Source organism: Flavobacterium sp. FlaQc-57, from assembly GCF_044007395.1.
Lineage (GTDB): Bacteria > Bacteroidota > Bacteroidia > Flavobacteriales > Flavobacteriaceae > Flavobacterium.
The window spans coordinates 344,297-364,704 of record NZ_JBIPDA010000006.1 but is presented as its reverse complement, the minus strand read 5'-3'; the positions used below and the strand labels follow the sequence as shown (position 1 = coordinate 364,704).

At 32.9% G+C, this 20,408-nt stretch carries 22 protein-coding genes; 12 read left to right on the top strand and 10 right to left on the bottom strand.

All coding sequences use genetic code 11. The annotated features are described in order from the left end of the window. Positions 1–3 precede the first annotated feature (3 nt). The 5 genes from ACHRVZ_RS18840 to ACHRVZ_RS18820 all read left to right on the top strand — a co-directional run bounded on the left by ACHRVZ_RS18840 (position 4) and on the right by ACHRVZ_RS18820 (position 3,216). Positions 4–669: a DEAD/DEAH box helicase gene (locus ACHRVZ_RS18840; protein WP_395424427.1), complete on the top strand. Its 666-nt coding sequence runs from the start codon at positions 4–6 to the stop codon at positions 667–669. 75 nt (positions 670–744) lie between these two features. Next, a complete protein-coding gene (locus tag ACHRVZ_RS18835) occupies positions 745–1,560 on the top strand; it encodes an alpha/beta hydrolase (protein ID WP_395424426.1) in 816 nt (271 codons plus the stop codon). 19 nt (positions 1,561–1,579) lie between these two features. After that, positions 1,580–1,798: a putative signal transducing protein gene (locus tag ACHRVZ_RS18830; RefSeq protein ID WP_395424425.1), complete on the top strand. Its 219-nt coding sequence runs from the start codon at positions 1,580–1,582 to the stop codon at positions 1,796–1,798. Positions 1,799–1,874: 76 nt separating this feature from the next. Continuing rightward, positions 1,875–2,678 carry a Cof-type HAD-IIB family hydrolase gene (locus ACHRVZ_RS18825; protein ID WP_395424424.1) on the top strand — a complete coding sequence of 268 codons (804 nt, stop codon included), beginning with the start codon at positions 1,875–1,877 and terminating at the stop codon, positions 2,676–2,678. A 10-nt stretch (positions 2,679–2,688) separates the two neighbouring features. Further along, a complete protein-coding gene (locus ACHRVZ_RS18820) occupies positions 2,689–3,216 on the top strand; it encodes a GNAT family N-acetyltransferase (protein WP_395424423.1) in 528 nt (175 codons plus the stop codon). Positions 3,217–3,318: 102 nt separating this feature from the next. Here the strand turns inward: ACHRVZ_RS18820 and ACHRVZ_RS18815 are convergent, their stop codons facing one another. Further along, positions 3,319–3,837: a hypothetical protein gene (locus tag ACHRVZ_RS18815; protein WP_395424422.1), complete on the bottom strand. Its 519-nt coding sequence runs from the start codon at positions 3,835–3,837 to the stop codon at positions 3,319–3,321. 504 nt (positions 3,838–4,341) lie between these two features. On the opposite strand from ACHRVZ_RS18815, the gene mtaB reads away from it, so the two are divergent. Beyond that, on the top strand, positions 4,342–5,676 hold the full coding sequence (mtaB, locus tag ACHRVZ_RS18810) for a tRNA (N(6)-L-threonylcarbamoyladenosine(37)-C(2))-methylthiotransferase MtaB (RefSeq protein WP_395424421.1): 1,335 nt from the start codon (positions 4,342–4,344) through the stop codon (positions 5,674–5,676). Between the two features lie 70 nt (positions 5,677–5,746). Here the strand turns inward: mtaB and ACHRVZ_RS18805 are convergent, their stop codons facing one another. The 8 genes from ACHRVZ_RS18805 to ACHRVZ_RS18770 all read right to left on the bottom strand — a co-directional run bounded on the left by ACHRVZ_RS18805 (position 5,747) and on the right by ACHRVZ_RS18770 (position 11,743). Further along, on the bottom strand, positions 5,747–6,256 hold the full coding sequence (locus ACHRVZ_RS18805; protein ID WP_395424420.1) for a hypothetical protein: 510 nt from the start codon (positions 6,254–6,256) through the stop codon (positions 5,747–5,749). Between the two features lie 74 nt (positions 6,257–6,330). Then, positions 6,331–7,047, bottom strand: a complete 717-nt coding sequence (locus tag ACHRVZ_RS18800; RefSeq protein WP_395424419.1) for a 3-ketoacyl-ACP reductase — start codon at positions 7,045–7,047, stop codon at positions 6,331–6,333. A 112-nt stretch (positions 7,048–7,159) separates the two neighbouring features. Further along, a complete protein-coding gene (locus ACHRVZ_RS18795) occupies positions 7,160–7,747 on the bottom strand; it encodes an LURP-one-related/scramblase family protein (protein WP_395424418.1) in 588 nt (195 codons plus the stop codon). Between the two features lie 136 nt (positions 7,748–7,883). Then, entirely contained in the window at positions 7,884–8,285 is a 402-nt protein-coding gene (locus tag ACHRVZ_RS18790) for a TonB-dependent receptor plug domain-containing protein (RefSeq protein WP_395424417.1), read from the bottom strand. An 89-nt stretch (positions 8,286–8,374) separates the two neighbouring features. Further along, positions 8,375–9,334: a hypothetical protein gene (locus ACHRVZ_RS18785; RefSeq protein ID WP_395424416.1), complete on the bottom strand. Its 960-nt coding sequence runs from the start codon at positions 9,332–9,334 to the stop codon at positions 8,375–8,377. 2 nt (positions 9,335–9,336) lie between these two features. Further along, on the bottom strand, positions 9,337–9,837 hold the full coding sequence (locus ACHRVZ_RS18780; RefSeq protein WP_395424415.1) for an RNA polymerase sigma factor: 501 nt from the start codon (positions 9,835–9,837) through the stop codon (positions 9,337–9,339). 459 nt (positions 9,838–10,296) lie between these two features. After that, positions 10,297–11,133 carry a DUF6929 family protein gene (locus tag ACHRVZ_RS18775; RefSeq protein WP_395424414.1) on the bottom strand — a complete coding sequence of 279 codons (837 nt, stop codon included), beginning with the start codon at positions 11,131–11,133 and terminating at the stop codon, positions 10,297–10,299. 7 nt (positions 11,134–11,140) lie between these two features. Next, positions 11,141–11,743, bottom strand: coding sequence for a hypothetical protein (locus ACHRVZ_RS18770; RefSeq protein ID WP_395424413.1), 603 nt, complete (start codon positions 11,741–11,743; stop codon positions 11,141–11,143). 224 nt (positions 11,744–11,967) lie between these two features. Here ACHRVZ_RS18770 and ACHRVZ_RS18765 point away from each other — a divergent pair, with 224 nt between their 5' ends. From ACHRVZ_RS18765 to ACHRVZ_RS18740, 6 genes are all read left to right on the top strand, one after another. Continuing rightward, positions 11,968–12,849, top strand: coding sequence for a PPK2 family polyphosphate kinase (locus tag ACHRVZ_RS18765; protein ID WP_395424412.1), 882 nt, complete (start codon positions 11,968–11,970; stop codon positions 12,847–12,849). A 196-nt stretch (positions 12,850–13,045) separates the two neighbouring features. Further along, positions 13,046–14,497, top strand: coding sequence for a hypothetical protein (locus ACHRVZ_RS18760; RefSeq protein WP_395424411.1), 1,452 nt, complete (start codon positions 13,046–13,048; stop codon positions 14,495–14,497). 95 nt (positions 14,498–14,592) lie between these two features. Further along, entirely contained in the window at positions 14,593–16,374 is a 1,782-nt protein-coding gene (locus tag ACHRVZ_RS18755) for a cytochrome-c peroxidase (protein WP_395424410.1), read from the top strand. 304 nt (positions 16,375–16,678) lie between these two features. Next, positions 16,679–17,269, top strand: coding sequence for a porin family protein (locus ACHRVZ_RS18750; RefSeq protein WP_395424409.1), 591 nt, complete (start codon positions 16,679–16,681; stop codon positions 17,267–17,269). A gap of 128 nt (positions 17,270–17,397) precedes the next feature. Then, the gene (locus ACHRVZ_RS18745; RefSeq protein ID WP_395424408.1) at positions 17,398–18,447 is read left to right on the top strand and encodes a sensor histidine kinase; all 1,050 of its coding nucleotides are present in this window, start codon (positions 17,398–17,400) and stop codon (positions 18,445–18,447) included. 169 nt (positions 18,448–18,616) lie between these two features. After that, on the top strand, positions 18,617–19,330 hold the full coding sequence (locus tag ACHRVZ_RS18740) for a LytR/AlgR family response regulator transcription factor (RefSeq protein ID WP_395424407.1): 714 nt from the start codon (positions 18,617–18,619) through the stop codon (positions 19,328–19,330). A gap of 2 nt (positions 19,331–19,332) precedes the next feature. Here ACHRVZ_RS18740 and ACHRVZ_RS18735 read toward each other — a convergent pair whose 3' ends face one another. Then, positions 19,333–20,268 carry a DUF6268 family outer membrane beta-barrel protein gene (locus tag ACHRVZ_RS18735; RefSeq protein WP_395424406.1) on the bottom strand — a complete coding sequence of 312 codons (936 nt, stop codon included), beginning with the start codon at positions 20,266–20,268 and terminating at the stop codon, positions 19,333–19,335. Between the last annotated feature and the right edge of the window lie 140 nt (positions 20,269–20,408).

Genomic DNA, 20,408 nt, shown 5'->3' with positions numbered 1-20,408 from the left:
CAGATGAAACTAAAAAAAATAAACGAGAAGTTACAAGACGCTTTAATTGAAAATGGTTTAACAGAAGCAAATGTTTTGCAGCAAGAAACCTTTTCGACTATAAAAAGTGGTGCAGACTGTATCATTCTTTCTCCGGCAAAAAGCGGAAAGTCGACAACAATTGTATTGAATGTGATTCAGCAATTAGCAGGACAGACAGAAGAATCGCCGCGCGCTTTGATTTTTGTTGAAGACAAAGCTAAAGTATTAGAAATGGAAGCACTTTTTGAGAAGTACGGAAAATATACTAATCTTGAGGTTTATGGTGTTCATGACAAAGGAGACACAGATTATGATAAAAATTATATTTCAACAGGAATAGATGTTCTAATTGGTACACCTAACAAATTGAGTGATATGTTTACAACTGCCGGTTATAATGTAAACCGTTTAAAGATGTTTATTATCGACGATGCAGATCCAATGTTGAAATTACGTCACGAAACTAAAATCATGCGTATTTCAAACAGTATCCCAAAGACTCAACGTATTATTTTTGCTGAAAACCTGACAGAACGTATCGAGATTTTAGCAGATAAAATGATGTTAGAACCTTATTTGTTTGATATGGATGAAGAAGGGGAAGAAGAACTTGACGAAGAGGATGATCAAATTGAAGAGGAAGAATAAATAAAGTACCTGTTTTCTGTCTCCGTTTACAGTGATATTGAAAGTAAGATTAGAAACTAAATTAAAATTTGATTTATGGAGATATTGAAAACCGTTAAATTTCTTTCGATTGTGCTTTTGGCATTTTTTGTTGTGATTTATGTGGTTGTTGTCTCTTATGTTTATTTTAATCAGGTTGGAATGGTTTTTTTAAGTTCCAGGCTTTCTAAAGATTATAGGTTTGATTATCAGCAAAAGTTTGAAGAATTAAACATAAAATCCTTTGACGGTATAAATTTAAATGGCCTTTTGTTTAAAGCAGAAAATCCAAAAGGGTTAGTTTTTTATCTTCATGGAAATGCAGGAACATTAGAAACTTGGGGTAAAATTGCAAAAGTATATACTAATTTAGGATATGATATTTTTATTTTAGATTACAGAAGTTTTGGTAAAAGTGAGGGTGAAATTGAAAATGAAGAACAATTAAACAAAGATATTTCCATAGCTTATAAAACATTGATTAAGCGATATCCTGAAAATAAGATTATTATTGCAGGTTATTCAATTGGTTCAGGACTTGCTACTATTTTAGCTTCTGAAAATAATCCAAAAGCTCTGATTCTGCAATCTCCTTATTATAGTTTTACTGAATTGTCGAGTAGTAGAGTGCCATTTTTTCCGGATTTCATGAAGAAATTTAGTTTAGAAACTTATGAATATCTGCCTAAAGTCAAAGCACCGGTTTTTATTTTTCACGGAATGGAGGATCAATTGATTCCTTATGAAAACTCAGTACGATTAAAACGACTTTTGACAGATAAAGGTCATTTTTATCCCTTAAAAAATCAGGAGCATAGCTTTATGAATGAAAACAATGATTTTCAAAATCAATTAAAAAAAATATTAGAATAACTATAAAAAATAAAATGTTATGGGATTAATGAAGGTGTTTTCAGGAAGTGAAGTTTTAGCCATTGCTTTACAAGAAAGATTAGAAGAAGCAGGAATAGAAACAAATAAAAAAGATAATATTCAATCGGCTCGTATGGCGGGTTATGGCGGTTCTGATTTAGCTGTTGAGGTATTTATTCAGGAAACAGATTTTGCAAAAGCAAATCCAGTAATTGAAGAATTTAGAATGAGTCTTTAAAGTATAGTAAATAGTCTCAGTCTTTAGTCTCGGTAGAGAACTGTAAACTGCAACTGTAAACTGAAAACTAAAAAACATGCAATATAAAATGCTGGTGCTCGACATGGATGATACCTTGTTGACCGACGATCATAAAATTTCAGATTTAAATAAAAAAGTACTTCTTGAAGCTCAGGCAAAAGGTGTTTATGTAGTTTTGGCTTCAGGCCGTCCAACATCAGCAATGACAGCTTATGCAAAAGAGTTAGAATTAGATTTGAATAATTCTTATATGCTTTCCTTTAATGGAGCTATAATCAGTAGTGTAAAAGATGATACTATTTTATTTGAGCAACAATTAACGGTTCAGCAAATTCACGATTTATACGATTATAGCGTAAAAATGAAAACGCATATTATTACGTATCTTGATGGTGAAATTATAAGTGAAACCGATTCAGAGTATATCGAAATTGAAAAAGAAATCACCGGATTGCCACACAATAAAGTTCCGGATTTTAAAGCAGTAGTGAATAGACCTGCAGTAAAATGTATTTTATTGGCAGAACCGTCTTATTTGAAAAGTCTGGAAGAAGATTTGAAACAAACAATGCCGGATTTGAGTATTGCAATGTCAAAACCTTTTTTTCTGGAGGCGGCGCAAAACGGAATTGATAAAGCCGCAAGTTTGAAACTTTTGGCTGAAAAACTAAACATTCACCAAAGTGAAATTATTGCCGTAGGAAACGCAGGAAATGATTTGACAATGATTGAATATGCCGGACTTGGAGTTTGGGTTGATAATGTGACGCCGGAATTACGTGACAGAGCCGATGTAATTGTTGCGTCTAATAATAATGATGGTGTTGCAGAAGTTGTACAACGCTATATTTTGAATTAATTTATCTAAGATGAAGGAACCAATTGAAACAGAACGTTTATTACTAAGAGAATTTATTCCAACAGATGACGTGGGATTGTTTGAATTGGAATCTAATCCCAATGTACACACATATGTTGGGAAAAAGCCAATCACGAATATTGATCAGGGGCGAGCTTATATTGAATTCATTCATCAGCAATATAAAGATTTTGGAACTGGTCGCTGGGCTGTCATTTTAAAAGATACCAATGAATTTTTAGGTTGGTCAGGAATAAAATTCATCACCAATGAAATCAATAACCATAAAGATTTTTATGAAATTGGATATCGTTTCATCGAAAAACATTGGGGAAAAGGATATGCAACAGAAGCCGGAAAAGCTTTTATAGATTACGCTTTTAATGTAATGAAAGTAGAAGCACTGTATGCTTATGCAGATGCTGGAAATGAAAATTCAAGAAAAATTTTAGAAAAGCTTGGTATGCAATTGGTAAATTCTTTTGAATACGAAGGAGATTTGCAGGTTTGGTTCGAATTAAGAAATTCAAACTTATAAGTAAATTCTAAGAAATGCGTTCCAAATCTTTGTAAACTTATCTCGTTTAAGACTTGCAAAGATTTGGAAAACAACTCGAAGGTTCTAATAAAATATTAGATATTATTTTTTAGCTACAGAAATAAAATATTTATTTCCGTCACCCATTGTCAATTTTACACGTTCATCGCAAAGATCGATAGCGAAATTAGCACTTTCGTAACAGCTGCAAGTTGTGTTTTTGTCTTTAGACATTTCAGTTTTACAGTTATTATTTTTGAAAGTTGCCAATTGAGGCGTGTACAAGCTTACTAAATCAGTAGAAGCCGTTACTAATGAAATGATACTTGCTGAATTATTGTTAGTAATTCTGTAAACAATTCTATCAGTATAATTTACTTCATTTACTGTTACTTTACGAATATAAGTATAAGCAGTAGAGCCCTCACTTGGTTCTTTTACTTCAAATTTAAATCCAACCGCACGAATTGCAATATCAAATTGAGACTGAGAGTTTAAGCTTGCCCAAGTTGTCAACGTACTAATAGTAGGAAACGGATTAGCAGCCGCAGTATTAGTTTGCGCTTGCGCACTAAAGAGAGTTAAGAACATCAAGCAGATTGTGGGTAAAAATGCCTTCATATGGAGTTTTAATTTATAATTTTTGCCTACTCTTTCTGGTTTTCGGCCTGCCCATTTTTTACAACAACAAAACAACAACATAACGAGGGAAAATCAAAATTGTTATGGGTGAATTATTGTTTAAATAATACAATTTTAGATAACGCATTTTTAGAAGATTGAAATTACTTCGGAAAAACAATGTTAACAAAGTTAAATGTAAGAAATTTTGAATTTAAACCTTAAAAAAATGTATTTAATCGATGATATTTGCCTTTAATCGATTAATTTGTCATTTTATTCTTATTGAAATAGAATCAGATTTTTTAATAGATAAAATTTATCGACAGATTATTTGGCTTGGTATATAGTTTTTTATGGTGTATTAAAATGTAGGCTTGGTACAAAATATTGATATATAGTGTGTTATTGATTTTATTTTATAGAATATTGTACGTAAATTTGCAAACTCTTTAAAAGAGATGTAAATATTATATCCTACTACTTAAAACGTAGTTCATTCCTATGGAAAATAGAAAAAAAGTTGCCTTTTATACGCTTGGTTGCAAACTGAATTTTTCAGAAACTTCTACGATCGCCAGAAACTTTAATGATGAAGGTTTTGATCGTGTTGATTTTGAAGAAATCGCCGATATTTATGTGATTAATACTTGCTCAGTTACGGAGAATGCTGATAAACAGTTTAAGCAGGTTGTAAAAAAAGCAATGAAACTTAATGATAAGGCTTTTGTTGCCGCGGTGGGTTGTTATGCACAATTAAAACCTGAAGAATTAGCAGCTGTTGATGGTGTTGATTTGGTTTTGGGAGCTACGGAAAAATTTAAAATTACTGACTATATTAATGACTTAAGCAAAAATGACATGGGTGAAGTACACTCATGCGAAATTGCCGAAGCCGATTTTTATGTTGGAAGTTATTCAATAGGTGATCGTACACGCGCATTCTTGAAAGTTCAGGACGGTTGCGATTACAAATGTACCTATTGTACAATTCCGTTGGCGAGAGGAATTTCGAGAAGCGATGCTCTTGAAAATGTCTTGCAGAACGCAAAAGAAATCTCTGCGCAAAATATTAGAGAAATTGTTTTAACCGGAGTAAATATTGGAGATTACGGAAAAGGAGAATTCGGAAATAAAAAACACGAACATACATTTCTTGATCTAGTTCAGGCTTTAGATAAAGTAGAAGGAATTGAGCGTTTGCGAATTTCATCAATCGAACCTAATTTATTGAGAAACGAAACAATTGATTTCGTGTCTAAAAGCAGAACCTTTGTGCCTCATTTTCATATTCCGTTGCAATCAGGAAGCAATGATATTTTGAAATTGATGAAACGCCGTTATTTACGTGAAGTTTATACGGAACGTGTAAATAAAATTCGTGAAGTAATGCCACACGCTTGTATTGGTGTTGACGTTATTGTTGGTTTTCCGGGAGAGACTGATGAGCACTTTTTAGAAACCTATCATTTCTTAAACGAGATGGATATTTCGTATTTGCACGTATTCACGTATTCTGAAAGAGATAATACCGAAGCCGCAAATATGCCAGGAATTGTTCCGGCAAACGTAAGAGCAAAACGTAGTAAAATGCTGCGCGGACTATCAGTTAAAAAACGTCGTGCTTTTTATGAAGGTCAATTAGGATCGAATAGAACAGTTTTGTTCGAAAGTGAAAATAAAGAAGGATACATTCACGGATTTACAGAGAATTACGTAAAAGTAAAAACACCTTGGAATCCTGAATTAGTAAATACATTGCAAGAAATTAGTTTGACGAAAATCGACGAAGATGGAAGTGTTCGTTTAGAGTTTGTCAATAAATTAGCTGAAGCTTAGAAATTAAATATATAGTTTGAAAAAAACAGAAAAGCCCTTTTTTAAAAGGGCTTTTTTATTTTTTTTAAAACTACTTCTGATTTTCAGGGATCACCAATTTCAAAGAATTGATATAATCCGTGTCAAATTCGATAACCCTGATTTTTTCCGGATTAAAACTCAATTCACCGCCAAACTGACCTTTTATGTCTAAAAAATCAATTGTAAGTTCTTCATCATTTAATTCAAGCAGTTTTCCCAAATAAGCCGATTTAGCCGATTTTTTTGAGATCTGAAAAATACCGTATTTATTATTGATGAAATTAAGTATTGAACTCAAATCTCTAATCGGAATAATATCTTCGGCATTGGTTTTTAAACCTTTTAATCGAATTACTTTTTCCGTGAAGGCCAAATCCTGATCGCGATGAATTTCTTCTATATTCTTGTTTTTCAGAATCACAAAACCATCTAATATGAAATCTTCAGGATTGTTTCTAAGTAAAATCCAATCGTCAGAGTAATCAATTAGAAAACCGGTAAAAATCTCTTTTTTATCAGTAAATTCTATTGCAATTAATTGTCTTAAGTATTGTTCCATTTGTGGTTTTAAATTAAGGCGTTTAAAATCTTTGTCAAAGTTTTAAACTTTGTCAAAGTTATTTAATATCTGTATTATGGATTTGTAGACCAAATACTGCTGTTTTTTATAAAAACTCTGCGATTTAGTTTAAGCTGTGCAATGATTAATTCGGCAATATCTTCAGATTGCATCACTTTTTCAGGATTACCATCAGTAAGGTTTAAATCTTTTGCCATATCAGTAGCAACTGTACTTGGCGTTAATGCAGTAACACGAATATTATGTTTTCTCATTTCCTGCATTAGAGAATCAGTTAAGCCAAGAACTGCAAATTTTGATGCACTGTATGCGCTTGTCAATGCATTTCCGTTTAATCCTGCTGTCGATGAAATATTGATAATATCACCAATTTGTCTTTCGATCATATTTGGTATAACGGCGCGAGTAGTATAATAAGTTCCCATTAAGTTTACCTGAATGATTTTCTCCCAAGCGTTTGGTTCTAATTCTAAAAACTTCCCAAAAGCAGCAATTCCCGCACTATTAATTAAAATATCAATCGATTTAAACTCGGCTAACGCTTTTTCTACCGCTGCATTAATTGAGTTCATATCTGAAACATCGGCAGATAAGGCCAAAGATTTTACGCCTAAGTTGTTGGTTTGGTCTGCCAATTGATCAACATCAGCCTGTGTTCTTGAAACTAAAATTACGTTTACACCTTCTTTGGCAAGTGCAATAGCAATTGCTTTTCCTATTCCTTTTCCTGCACCTGTAATTAGGGCATTTTTATTTTTTAAGTCTGTCATGATTTATTTTTTAGAAATGCAAAAAGCATCATTTTAGTAACACAAAAATAATGCTTTTGCTTGCTAAAATGATGCTTTGAGTTGTTTTCTTAATCTAAGTTTAACAACCTTTTTACTCTTTTAAGACCATATCGATACACATTACGGCTGCAAGAATTAATTGTCTTTGCGGACTGTCTTGTGCAACAGTGTCTTCGATTTGAAGTACATAATTATCTGCACTCGTAAAAAATTCTTTACCCATTCCGGCCCATTTTTTACTTACCTGAGCCAATTGTTTGTTTTCATGGCTAAATTTAAAATCCCAGCCAGTCCATTTTCCCTGAAGAGTAGCCAGTGGTTTTTCATTTTTATCTAAAATTTCAAATTTCCCTCCAAAAGAAAAGAACTTTTGTTTAAACGTTCCAACCAATTTATCTTTTTCATCAAAAACTTCAACTGTTGAACGAAGCCATGCAATACCGCGTTTTACTGTAATGATTTTTTCGCCAGATGCAGCTGTGATTTCAATGTCAAAAGGTGTCATTCTTTTATAATCTGTAAAGCGAAGCATTTTAGTGAAAAATCCCAGATTGTTTTCGCGGCAATTCATTGTAATTTGATTGCTTTCCGGGTGGTATATATCGTAGTTGTTAGCTGCTTTAAACATTCCAACATGTTCTTTTACAAGAAATAAATTCTGATTTAAAATAGGATTCATTGAATTTTATTTGATATTGATTTGTAACTATTTTTTACTTTAATACCTTTTAAAAAAAGGTTAAAAGGAGCACAAATGTAATAAAAACTTTGTTAATGATAAATACTAAGTTAGAATGAAATAACAAATTGAAATATTAATCTTTGTCTTTTGTGGTAATAATTACAACTCCATTTACGCCTTGACTTCCGTACAGCGAGGTTGCTTCAATTCCTTTTAAAATTTTAATGCTTTCAATATCATTTGGGTTGACTTTAGAAAATTGCTTTGAGTTTATAAGTACTCCGTCCAAAACATACAAAGGCTCATTTATAAGTGAGCTTTTTGATGGTGCGCATATTATAATTCTAGTAGATGACGCGGCCGGTTTAATGATGTTCATAGTAACTTTTGTTTCAAGGATAGTATCTTTAGTTTTGATGGATGTTTCTAAAGCTTTTTTTCCTGAATGTTCTTTTGATACAGCTTTTTCTTGTGCATTGGCTGCGAAAGATATAAGCATAGAAAAGCCAAATGAAATAAGTTTTACTTTTTTCATGAAATAAATTTTAAATGAGCGTTAGGTTTTATCTTTGTCAAAGTCTAAAACTTTGACAAAGATTTTAAGATTGATTTTAGACTTCCTTGCTAGTTTTTAGGAGTAGGTTTTCCGTATTTAGTGGTAATAATTACAACACCTTTTTTTCCTTTTTCGCCATATTTTGATGTTGCTTCTAAATCCTGAAGAACCGTAATCGTTTTTATTTCCTGTTTGTTTAAAGGAGCATACGGACTTGTTGGACTCTTGCCGAATAAATCATTTTCAGAATAATAATTCCCGTCAATGATATATAAAGGAGCATCTAATACCACGAGAGAATCTAGATTTTCTGGTTGAAAATTAGGCATTTCGTCCTGCATCATTTGATCTCTTTTTTTGTCATCGCTATGAGACAAAGCACTTCCATTCAAAACAATTAACGGAGCACTTTTTTTAGCTGTTTGTATTTGTTTGTCAGCAAAAGCAAGTTTTGCCGATTTTCGTTCCATTGTTTTCAAGTATCCGGAATCTTGATTCACTTTCTCCTTTGCAATAAGATTGTCTTCTTCAGCATAAGTTGGCTGTATTGGCGCGGCAGCTGCGACTTCAACAGGAGCGTTCATCGCAGCAGCAGTTCCAGCTCCTACAGGTTCGTAAACTGTGATACTGTCATAATTCATCGCTACTTCTTGTTGCTGTTTAATTTGTTTGTCTAAAATTTTGACCGCTTCATTTTTTGAAATTATCGGAGACTCTGAAGAAACAACTGCATCATTTTTTTCTAAAATAGATTTATCGTCACTATCTTTTTCATTTACAACAACTTTTGACGCTGGAATAGCAGTTGTTTTATCTGATTTTAAAAACTGAGATCCTATCGAAATTAATAGTAAGAGTGAAGCTGCAATGGCAATTTTTTTCCATAACGAAATTGCTTTTTTATCTTCTTTCTTATCGAGTTTGTCTTCTACACGCGCCCAGACTTTATCCATTCCGGGGAAATCTTTTTGCTCCGAGTTTTGCGCGGCGTCTTTAAATTTATCGAATATTTTATCTTGATTGTCCATGACTACTTTGCTTTTTGGTAATACAATTTATTTACTAAATCCTTTAGCTTGGTTTTGGCGGCGTTCAATTGTGATTTGGATGTGCCTTCAGAAATATTAAGCATCGCGGCTATTTCTTTATGTCCAAAACCTTCAATAACAAAAAGGTTAAAAACAGTTTTACAGCCGTCTGGAATGTGGTTTAGTAAATTGAGTAAATCTTCTTCTTCTAACGAATTAATTTCTTCTGTAAAAGGCTGAGAAAGTAATTTGACATCATCGAGATACATATTAAAATTGGTTTTCTTCTTGATAGTCGCCAAACAATGGTTAACGGTTATTTTTCGCGCCCAAGCTTCAAAAGCCAGAACTTCTTTAAGTTGTTCCAGTTTTGTAAAAATGGTATAGAAAGCGTCGGCCAAAGCTTCTTCAATTTCTTCTTCCTTTTTAAGGTATCGTTTGCAAAGGCGATACAATTTTGGAGCCATATGCTCATAAACCTGACGCTGAGCATCTCGGTTCATTTTTTTGCAGTTAGAAATTAGCGTTTCGTTTATCACAATTGTTGTCTTTGTACTAAAGAGAGTTAAAAAGATAAAAAGGTTGGGACGGTGATTAAATTTTTTTTTTAAGGTTCAAAGTTGCAAAGGTTCAAAGTTACAGAGGTTTTATCGTAGAGGCGCACAGCAGTGCGTCTTTCATTCGGTATGTTTTATGGCGGATATTCGTTGTGGGAGACGCACTGCTGTGCGCCTCTACGTAATCAGAATCTGAAATTCAAAATGTTTTCAATCATAGTTTTACCACAATCTTGTCATTCCGAGGAACGAGGAATCGCACAAGTAAATCCGTCCAGAAAATTGCCAATCTTAGTTGAGTTACGAGTGTGATTCCTCGTTCCTCGGAATGACATAAAATACGTTTAATCTTTGTGACTCTTTGTGAAACCTTTGCGAATCTCTGTGGTAAACTATAACACAGAATTACTTAACAGGCAAACTCAACTTAAAAATCTTAGTTTCCAACAATTCCGTATCATTATCCTCGCAAAGCAAGAACTCAATTTTGTTGTTTTCTTTTTTATAGAAAGCCAAGCCTTCAAATTTATTGGTTGAGGTAATTTTTTGAGTAAAATCTATTTTCATGGTTTTAAGATCGATTCGGCCAATGAAACTTCCCAGAATTTCGCCGTCGTCGTAAGTTGATTTGGTGTCTTCGACAGTTGAAAGGAAATAGATTTTGTCATCGACCAAAATAGCATCGGTAAAACTGGAACGAATGCCTTTTATTTTTGGTAATTTATAATTGGTTGCTACCAATGCAAATTCTTCTCCCAGATTTTTAGCATGAATCGTGAAAATAGTGTTTTTGTTTGAAATCCCATTTCCGCGATTGAATAAATACCAGTTTTCGCCATCGAAAATGGCGCCTTCGAGATTAAAATCTTCAGGTTTTATAGATCCGAAATTTTGCATTACTGCATATAAATCGACTAAATTATTTTTTTGTAAAATGGTTTTGCTTTTAAGATCGAACGCAATCATTTTATTTCGGTTTTCGGTTGAACCGGAACCAAAAACATAAAGTGTGTCGTTATGATGTGTTAAAGATTCAAAATCAGGTTTTAGATTTTTTGGAATGTTTTGCGTCGCATTGTCAATTAAAGCGTGTTGATTTAATTGCTGATTCTGCATATTGTATTCGTATAAATATCCGCTATTGTCGCCAATGATATATAATGAATCGTTGTTTAAAAATAATCCCGATGCTGAACCGATTCCGATGATTTGAAATAATATTTCTAATGTGAATTTTTCCATGAATGCTTTATTTAAGAAGACTTATTTTGTTTCTAAATTCTTCTATTTCTGTTTTACTTTTTATTCTTAATATTTTGGCCAGTTCAAAGAAATCAATTTTTCCTTTAGAGTAATAATAAAAGAGTTCTTCTTCGACTTTTTCCATGTCGTATTCGTTGTACAATTCAAAGTTATAAGATTTTGTTATTCCTGACTTAAATCTTAATAATATTTGATTATTGGTTCCGTTCGATAATGAAGGTTCAAAACCTGTTATGGCATCTGGTTTTCCGTAATAATCATCATTTGAAATTTCGATGGATTTGATTTCATTAATTTTAAATTTCTCCTGATCTATAATAATATAATCTTCATAGAATTCGAGAAAGCCACTAAATTCTCCATTTATAGCCTTAGGTTTTGTTAATCCAATTGTTTTTAAAATAAATACTAGGATGAAAAGTCCAAGCATTAATTTCATAATTACATCTTCAAATAATCCTTTTTCGGGATTGAAAAAATTCTGTTTTATAAGTGATATTATATATAAAGAAAGTATTAATGTAAATATTATTAAAGTATTACTCCAATGAAACTTTTTTGATTTTTTGTAAATGTTGAATCGTTGCATTTTTTGATTAAAGGAAATTTATTTTAAAAACCAATGCCCAGCCCTGATAGTAATGAAAATGCTTTGAGAAGAAATTGTAATTTTTTCTTAACAGAACAAAGCGACCGGAGGAAGCTCTTGTTGTGTTTTAGAAAAATACAATTTATCGAAAAAGTATTGTAATGAATAGCAGGAATTTGCTTCGTAAAAGTAGTATATTTACTATTACGAAAAAACTCATAAATATGAAATCAATAGACCCGAAGGATTTTAAAGTTACAGAGAAAATAAAATTATCAAAGATTCCGACCTTGCTCGATCTTGATGTAGATAGTGAAGAAAAAGAAGCTAAACTCGATAAAGTGCAAGCCAAATTAAGTAAACAGCAAGATGCAATGTATGCTCATAATAGATACGGCGTTCTGATTTGTTTACAAGGAATGGATACTTCCGGAAAAGATAGTTTGATTCGGGAAGTTTTTAAAGAATTTAATCCGCGTGGGGTTGTGGTGCATAGTTTTAAAACACCCAATTCGACTGAGTTGGAGCACGATTATTTATGGAGACATTATTTAGCTTTACCTGAAAAAGGGAAATATGCTATTTTTAATCGTACACATTATGAGAATATTTTGGTGACTCGTGTGCATCCTGAATATATATTAAACGAAAATTTACCTGGAATTGAAAAGGTAGAAGATATTCCGAAGGATTTTTGGAAAGATAGAATTGAACAAATTAATAATTTTGAAAAGCATATTACGCAAAACGGAATTATTGTTTTGAAGTTTTATCTGCATCTAAGTAAAGAGGAGCAACGTAAGCGATTATTACGCCGATTGGAAGAGGAGAAGCACAACTGGAAATTTTCTGTCGGAGATTTGAAAGAACGTGCACATTGGGACGAATATCAGGAATATTATGAAGAGGCTATAAACAAAACGTCGACAAAAGCAGCTCCGTGGTATGTAATTCCGGCCGATGATAAGGAAATGGCACGTTATATCGTGGCCAAAACGATTTGGGAAGAAATGCAACAGCATACAGACATTAAAGAACCTGAATTACCTGAGAGTATAAAGGCCAATATTAAAATATATAAAGAGCAATTAGAAAACGAGTCTTAGAAATAAGGCTCTTTTTTTTGCTTTGATGTTACTACAAGTTTATGAGTGTTTTGTAGTACTAATTTAATGTTAATTTTTTTAAGGGTTTTCGTGTTTATTTAGTACGACTCTTGTTTTTTTGATAATATGAAAGTCATTTTTAGTTAAAGAGTGAGGATTTACTTTGTAAAAAAAATAAAAACCAATTTTTAACAAAATGAAAAGAATTATTTTACCACTAATTATTCTAGGTTCGTTGCTTACATCATGTAATAACGATTCTAAAGATGAAACGGAAGCAACTAGTGTTGTATTGAAAGACCAATCTGTAACGCCAAGTTTATTGAAGGCAAAAGCAGGATTTGAAAGTTTACAAATCTATTCTCTTTTTAGTTCAGATGATGTTTTTGCAGACAGTCCAAAATTTATATTTGGTGGTTCTGCTGACGGTTCAGGTTTATTGAAAAATACTGACGGTACTTTTACTTTTTTGGTAAACAACGAAGACAATTTTGCAGTTTCGAGAATTACATTAGACAAAACATTCAAACCTACAAAAGGAGAATATTTGTTGAACTCTAGCGGAGGAACATGGAGATTGTGTGGCGCTACAATGGCAACACCTGCAGAGCACGGTTTTGGACCGGTTTATTTAACTTGTGGAGAATCTGGAGAAGAATCTCGTACACATGCTTTGGATCCTTACGGAAGTGCAGGTTCTGCATCTGTATCTAAAGAATTAGCTGGTTTTGGACGTTTGAGTGCTGAGAATGCTTTGCCATTACGCTCTTCTGCTTACAAAGGTAAAACGGTTGTTGTAATTGGTGATGACGATTCTGGAACTTACGGAGGTCAGGTTTTCATGTATGTATCGAATTCTGTTGGTGATTTAACCGGAGGTTCTTTATACATGTTAAAAAGAAATGATGACAATCAAAGAGAAAAAGATATGGAAGTTAGCAAAACTTATCCGGTTTCTTTTGTAAAAATCGACAATCATACAACGTTAACAGGTGCTCAAATCAATGCTTCGGTAAATACTTTGAAAGCAATTAAATTTGGTCGTGTTGAGGATTTAGATTACCGTAAAGGCGGCGGTACTGCAGATCGTGAATTGTACTTTAATGTAACGGGACAAAATACAACGGGAACAAATGCAGATGGTTCAAGAACGAAATACGGTAGAGTTTACAAATTAAATCTTGATGCCGCTGACCCATTAAAAGGATCTCTTGAGGTTATTCTTGACGGAGATAACCGCTCTGGAATTGCTGGTAAATTTCAGAATCCAGATAATATTTGTGTAACTAAAAACTACGTTTACGTTCAGGAAGATGCTAACGGATACGGAGACGAAACTCACGATGCTTATATCTATCAATACAACATTGCTGCTAAAACTTTGAAAGTTGTAGTAGAATTAGATCACCGTCGTACCGCTGCAGATGCTGCAAAATATAATGTAGGCGGAACTTCTAAATTTGGAGATTGGGAATACGGTGCTTTGATCGATGTATCTGAGCAAGTTGGTATTGCTGATACTTTTATGTTGAGTGTACAGCCACATACCTGGACTGGAGAAAAATACGTAAGTCCTGACGGAGGAACAAATCGTCCTAAAGAGAATCAAGCAAGTCAAATCGTAGTTATAAAAGGTTTAGCGAGATAAATTTTTAAAGCATTACAAAACAGTCATCCACTATTTCTATTTGAGATAGTGGTTTCTGTTTTTCTAAATATTCCTCTTTTAATCGTTAATAGATCATGAAAAAAATATATTGTTTGTTCTTCTTGTTAGCACTTGTTGCTTGTCAGAAAAAAAACAAACATCAGGAAGTCAATAAAATGTTTCAATCGGATATTAATTTATTGATTGAAAAAGTTGCCAAACTTAAATATTCAGTACAAGAAGATTCAACCGAGGCTCAAATTCAGAGACAATTTCTGGAAGCGCATCAGAGTTATAAAAAGGTCGAAATGATTAGTGAGTATTATTCGCCTACAGTCTCTAAAGCAATTAACGGACCTGCAATACCAGAGTTTGAAGAAAATGATAAAGTGACCGTTCCGCCTGAAGGATTTCAGGTTATTGAAGAATTGGTTTTTCCGAAATACAATAAAGAAAGTAAAAAAGAACTAATTCAGGAATTGGGTGTTTTATCTGCCAATTTAAATCGTTTAGAAAAAGTTTCAAATTCAAATGAACTAACAGACGCACATGTTTTTGATGCCATGAGATTAGAAGTCTATAGAATAATCACTTTAGGAATTACAGGGTTTGATTCACCTGTTGTACTCAATTCACTTCCCGAAACATTGGTATCTTTAGAAACTATCGAAAAATATTATCGTGTTTATATTGAAAACAAATCAGTTTCGAATTCAAAAGAAGTACTTCAGATTTTAGAAAAAGGGAAGAAGTATTTGAAAACAAATACCAATTTTAATGCTTTTGACCGCGCTTATTTTATCAGAGAAATTGCAAATCCATTGAGTAAAGGACTTTTTAAAACGCAATCTGAATTAGGAATTCCTTTCATGAAAGAGCAAAGAGGTTTGAAAGTTACGGCTCAGACTTTATTTGACAAAGATGCTTTTGATGCAGAAGCATTTTCGGGTTTCCCGGATTATAAAACAACACCGGAAAAAATTGCTTTGGGCAAAAAGTTGTTCAATGATCCTATATTATCAGGAAACAATACACGTTCCTGCGCTTCGTGCCATCATGAAGACAAAGCATTTACAGATGGTCTTGAAAGAGCCGTTTCGTTAGACGGAAAATCAATGATTCAGCGCAATACACCAACATTAAATAATATTGCTTTTCAACGTGCATTTTTTGCAGATTCAAGAGTAAGTTATCTCGAAGATCAGGCGGTTGCGGTTATTAAAAACGAAAACGAAATGCACGGTTCTCTGGAGAAATCGGCACTGGCAATTCAGAAAAATGCTGACTATGTAAAGGAGTTTAAGAAAGCTTTTCCGAAAGGAGAAATAAATGAATTTGCAATCAAAAATGCTTTAGCATCTTATATTCGTTCGTTAAGTCATTATGATTCTAAATTCGATAGATATATGCAAAATAAAGAAACATTTACTGCAGATGAAAAAGCAGGTTTTAATTTATTTGCCGGAAAAGCCAAATGTGCAACGTGTCATTTTATTCCGCTCACAAACGGAACGGTTCCACCAAATTTTGACAGATCTGAAAGTGAAATTTTGGGTACTCCAAATAAAAATAAAAAACTCGACGGAGATCAGGGGAAGTTTGTTATTACGCAAGCTGCAATTCATAAAAATTCGTTTAAAACACCTACTATTCGAAACATAGAACTTACAGCGCCATACATGCACAATGGGGTTTATAAAACATTAGAGGAAGTTATCGATTTTTATAATGAAGGTGGAGGCGTAGGTTTAGGATTTGATGTTCCAAACCAAACTCTACCAGAAGACAAACTGAATTTGTCCGATTTAGAAAAAAAGCAATTAATTGCTTTTATGAGAACGTTGACGGATAAAAAGTATTTGGAGAGTAGAAAATAGAATATAGAGGAAAGAATAAAGAAATTTAACTTGTGTGTTTTACGATTTAATTTTACCGTAAAGCACGCAAAGATTTTTATTTTTAAGATTTTATAATAACACAAAGTTCGCAAAGCTAGTTCTATACAAAGCTTTGCGGACTTTGCGCATTCTTAGCGTTATTTGCGGTTAAATTTTCTATTTACATATTAGCATAAAATAGTTCCATTGGTCAAAACAGTAATGTAGTTCATCAAACTTATTTTAATAGGTTTTTTGGTTTGTCCTCCTTTGCATCAAATTAATAAAAACTATTATCGTGAACATGAACAAATTATTATTGCTTACAACTTTCTTATTAGGATTAGTTTCTTCTAAAATTAATGCACAATCATCACTTCCAATTCATATTGGAATAAAAGGTGGATCCAATTATTCTGAATTGCCTGTATCAGACGGTTTAAATTCAAAATATGCTATGGGTTATTTTGGTGGTGCTATGGCTCGCTTTGATTTTAAAAGATTCTATATTCAAAATGAAATTTTGTACAGCGAGAAGTCTTCAAAAATCGAAAAAACCGCTGTGGCAGGATCTAAAAATGCAAAATGGAAAAGCCTTGAAATGCCGTTGATTATTGGTTACAAAGTAATTGATCTTACTACTATAAATGTCAGAGTTTTTGGAGGAGGCGTTTACTCGTATGTACTTGACGAAAATTTTTCGTCACTGAATCAGTTAAAGAACGCGTATAGCAAATTTGATAGATCTAACATAGGATATCAGGTGGGGGCAGGTGTTGAAATGTGGAAATTTACTGTTGATTTTATTTACCAAGGCGGATTAAATAATGTGAATAAAAATTTTAGTTCCAGGCCAAATTCTTTTAATGTAAGTGTTGGATATTTTTTCTTATAACTTCATAATTTATCGTCTAACCCTATGCACAGCAAAGAATCTTTTTGGTTCTTTGCTGTTGCTTTAGAAAAATATAGGGCTACTTTTGAACATAAATTTTCTCATAATTATATATTTATTTTTTTTAGATGATTACAAAAAATAAAAACAGACATTGGATATTTTTAGTCTTTTTTTGGAGCTTATTAGGTATGACAATCTGGGCTCAGATGATCGAAGATTACGATTTTTTAACGGCTACGATTCAGGCTGTTTTAGTTTTGTTTTGTTCTGCCATTTTAGCTCATATTTTAAGTGATGTTATACTGCCCAAAGCACTAAAACAAAATAAAATGAACTGGTTTGCGGTACAGAGCGTTATTGTTGTAATTCTTTTGGCATTTTGTCTGTCATTGATTTATATTGTTTTTTCTGATTCGGTTTTGAGAAGCAGAGTTTATCCTGAAGAAGCTGATTTGGATTCTCTTCATTTTTTGTGGCTGCGATTTTACGGCAATATTCCATCAGCGATTTTAATTTGCGGTACTGCTTGCGGACTTCGATTTTATCAAGAACATAGTGTCATCGAAAGAAATCATGCACAATTACAGCAAGTACATCTTGAAGCTCAAATTAAGATTTTGCAGGATCAGATTAATCCGCATTTGATGTTTAATATCCTGAATCATATTCATATTCTAATGCAGAGTAATGTTCAATTAGCCTCCGTTTTGTTGGTTCAGTTTTCAGATATTTTACGTTATCAATTGTATGAATGTAATAAGGAATATGTACCATTGCATCTTGAAATTAAATATCTTAAAGATTTAATTGCCGTCGAAGAAACCCGTTGGGGAAATGAATTAGAAGTAAAAAGTAAATGGAATATCGAAGACGGGCAACTGCAGATTGTTCCGTTGCTTTTGCTGCCATTGATAGAAAATGCTTTTAAACATGTATCAAGACTTCCAAGCCAAAAAGGATATGTGCATTTGTCTTGTGAACAAATAAATAAACAACTGATTTTTAAAATAGAAAACTCTTATACGGAACAATACAAAATTCCTTCTAAAAATCAAGGATTAGGACTTGAAAACGTCAAAAAGAGATTGTCGATTCAATATCCCGAAAAATATCAATTAAATATAGAAAAGACAGATTCAGATTTTACGGTGAAAGTTGTTCTGGATTTGAAATAAGAAGTTTTTGTAAAAGAAGATAGAAAAAGAAGATAGAAAAAGAAGATAGAAGAAAGACGATAGAAGAAAGAGGGAAGAATAAATCTGCTTAGTATTCAAAATCTGCGAGAAATCTTTTTTAACCTCAAGCATCAAACCTGAAACAAAGAAAAACTGAAACAAAAAAAATATGAATATGAAATGTCTCGTTATTGACGACGAACCTATTGCAAGAAACGGAATTGTAGATTTTGTTTCTAAAATCGATTTTCTGGAAGTAATAGGAACTTGTGCTTCGGCATTAGAAGTAACTTCATACCTTCAAGAAAAACAGGTCGATTTGTTATTTCTGGATATTAATATGCCTTATTTATCTGGATTAGAGTTTCTGGAATCTTTAGATAATCCACCTTTGGTGATTTTTACTACGGCGTATTCAGAACATGCTTTAGACGGATATCGTTTGCAGGTAGTTGATTATTTATTGAAACCTATTACGTTTCAGCGCTTTTATCAGGCTTCTTTAAAGGCTCAACAATGGCATCAAATGGTTAGTTCGCCAAAACAAAATCAATTAGATCCGTTCTTATATGTGAGGCAAGAAGAAGGATTTCAAAAGATTTCCTGGGTTGATATTTTATATATTGAGGGAATGCAAAATTACGCTAAACTTCATTTTAAAGATAAAGTGATCGTGATTCATCAGACTATGATTTCGTTAGAAGAAACACTTCCAAAAGAGATTTTCTTTAGAATTCATAAATCTTTTTTGGTGAATATTACTCATATAGATTCTGTTTCCGGTGGGCGATTATTTGTTAAAGGACAAGAACTACCTATTTCAAGAACACGCCGCGAGGCATTATTGAAAGAGGTAGTCTATAAAAACTTATTGAGCCGATAGTTCTAGAATTTCCATTTTAGGGCTATCGCTCCATAAAAGGTTGTAGTAAACTTTGGATCTGCTATATCTTTCTCTCTAAAAATGTCTTTGATTTTTCGGTTAGTCGTCGAGAAATTACGCACCAAAGTAGTTCCTGCGGTGGGTTCTAATGTCCAATGTTCACCAAGCTTAAGTTGAGGTCTTAAACCTGCAATAATCTGCTGGTATCCCATTAAAGAAGATTTATTTCGAATTCGGGTTTCTGCAGTCATTCCACTTATTTCTGCAACTGCTTTTAAATCAAAATTATCCGACATTCGATAACCTAACTCTAAACCTTCGGGAAAAGCAACTTTAAAATGCAAAGCGCCTTTTGATTCCCAGTTGAAATAAATTCCTGGAAGAACCATTGGAACACCAAAACTATTGGTTAGTACCGGTCCCATACCAAAAGAGAGATTAGGATTAAATTTTTTAATAAAAAGAACACCGCCTTGAATGAGAACATCGTCTTTATTGATTTCAACCATATCGGTATAAACTCCAACCGATGCCATAATTAATAAAGACCAGGAAGGAGAAATCGAGCGTAAATGCTTTACACCAATTTGCGAATTCAATAATTCGTTAGGAAATCCTCCTTGAAATTCCAGCGGAAGAGATTGAATTTCATAATTCTTGTTTTCCATTCGGGCATAAGCTCCCTGAAAAAAGATAGTCCATAGTTTCGGATTATTGTATTCATCGATTTTAAAAGAAATCGGTACTTCAAAAGCTATCTGAGCTCGTTTAAAATTACTTTCAGAGTTTGTTTTAGTACTATCCAATGGTCTGACATACTTAGAAAAAGGAACGTAATCGACTTTAAATTCACCCGATATCCCCGATTGTGATCTTGCCGAAATGGTTAGTAATAAAAAAAGAAAAAGCTGCGAAAGATAAATAATTGTTTTGTTCATGATTTGATTAATTTTTTTGCGAATTACCGCGTTCTAAATCAATCTTAAAAAATCATTTGACTAATGGCAGTTCTCTTTTGACCAATGGTATAAAATAACAAAACCCGATAGACTATGCGATCTATCGGGTTTTTTACCAA

What these genes read in the sequence shown, in the direction of transcription:
- ACHRVZ_RS18745 (WP_395424408.1), top strand. Translation starts at nt 17,398, where the DNA reads ATGATTACAAAAAATAAAAACAGACATTGGATATTTTTAGTCTTTTTT.
- ACHRVZ_RS18775 (WP_395424414.1), bottom strand. Translation starts at nt 11,133, where the DNA reads ATGGAAAAATTCACATTAGAAATATTATTTCAAATCATCGGAATCGGT.
- ACHRVZ_RS18830 (WP_395424425.1), top strand. Translation starts at nt 1,580, where the DNA reads ATGGGATTAATGAAGGTGTTTTCAGGAAGTGAAGTTTTAGCCATTGCT.
- ACHRVZ_RS18825 (WP_395424424.1), top strand. Translation starts at nt 1,875, where the DNA reads ATGCAATATAAAATGCTGGTGCTCGACATGGATGATACCTTGTTGACC.
- ACHRVZ_RS18750 (WP_395424409.1), top strand. Translation starts at nt 16,679, where the DNA reads ATGAACAAATTATTATTGCTTACAACTTTCTTATTAGGATTAGTTTCT.
- ACHRVZ_RS18800 (WP_395424419.1), bottom strand. Translation starts at nt 7,047, where the DNA reads ATGACAGACTTAAAAAATAAAAATGCCCTAATTACAGGTGCAGGAAAA.
- ACHRVZ_RS18805 (WP_395424420.1), bottom strand. Translation starts at nt 6,256, where the DNA reads ATGGAACAATACTTAAGACAATTAATTGCAATAGAATTTACTGATAAA.
- ACHRVZ_RS18840 (WP_395424427.1), top strand. Translation starts at nt 4, where the DNA reads ATGAAACTAAAAAAAATAAACGAGAAGTTACAAGACGCTTTAATTGAA.
- ACHRVZ_RS18735 (WP_395424406.1), bottom strand. Translation starts at nt 20,268, where the DNA reads ATGAACAAAACAATTATTTATCTTTCGCAGCTTTTTCTTTTTTTATTA.
- ACHRVZ_RS18780 (WP_395424415.1), bottom strand. Translation starts at nt 9,837, where the DNA reads ATGAACCGAGATGCTCAGCGTCAGGTTTATGAGCATATGGCTCCAAAA.
- ACHRVZ_RS18765 (WP_395424412.1), top strand. Translation starts at nt 11,968, where the DNA reads ATGAAATCAATAGACCCGAAGGATTTTAAAGTTACAGAGAAAATAAAA.
- ACHRVZ_RS18815 (WP_395424422.1), bottom strand. Translation starts at nt 3,837, where the DNA reads ATGAAGGCATTTTTACCCACAATCTGCTTGATGTTCTTAACTCTCTTT.
- ACHRVZ_RS18785 (WP_395424416.1), bottom strand. Translation starts at nt 9,334, where the DNA reads ATGGACAATCAAGATAAAATATTCGATAAATTTAAAGACGCCGCGCAA.
- ACHRVZ_RS18770 (WP_395424413.1), bottom strand. Translation starts at nt 11,743, where the DNA reads ATGCAACGATTCAACATTTACAAAAAATCAAAAAAGTTTCATTGGAGT.
- ACHRVZ_RS18755 (WP_395424410.1), top strand. Translation starts at nt 14,593, where the DNA reads ATGAAAAAAATATATTGTTTGTTCTTCTTGTTAGCACTTGTTGCTTGT.
- ACHRVZ_RS18795 (WP_395424418.1), bottom strand. Translation starts at nt 7,747, where the DNA reads ATGAATCCTATTTTAAATCAGAATTTATTTCTTGTAAAAGAACATGTT.
- ACHRVZ_RS18760 (WP_395424411.1), top strand. Translation starts at nt 13,046, where the DNA reads ATGAAAAGAATTATTTTACCACTAATTATTCTAGGTTCGTTGCTTACA.
- ACHRVZ_RS18835 (WP_395424426.1), top strand. Translation starts at nt 745, where the DNA reads ATGGAGATATTGAAAACCGTTAAATTTCTTTCGATTGTGCTTTTGGCA.
- ACHRVZ_RS18790 (WP_395424417.1), bottom strand. Translation starts at nt 8,285, where the DNA reads ATGAAAAAAGTAAAACTTATTTCATTTGGCTTTTCTATGCTTATATCT.
- mtaB (WP_395424421.1), top strand. Translation starts at nt 4,342, where the DNA reads ATGGAAAATAGAAAAAAAGTTGCCTTTTATACGCTTGGTTGCAAACTG.
- ACHRVZ_RS18820 (WP_395424423.1), top strand. Translation starts at nt 2,689, where the DNA reads ATGAAGGAACCAATTGAAACAGAACGTTTATTACTAAGAGAATTTATT.
- ACHRVZ_RS18740 (WP_395424407.1), top strand. Translation starts at nt 18,617, where the DNA reads ATGAATATGAAATGTCTCGTTATTGACGACGAACCTATTGCAAGAAAC.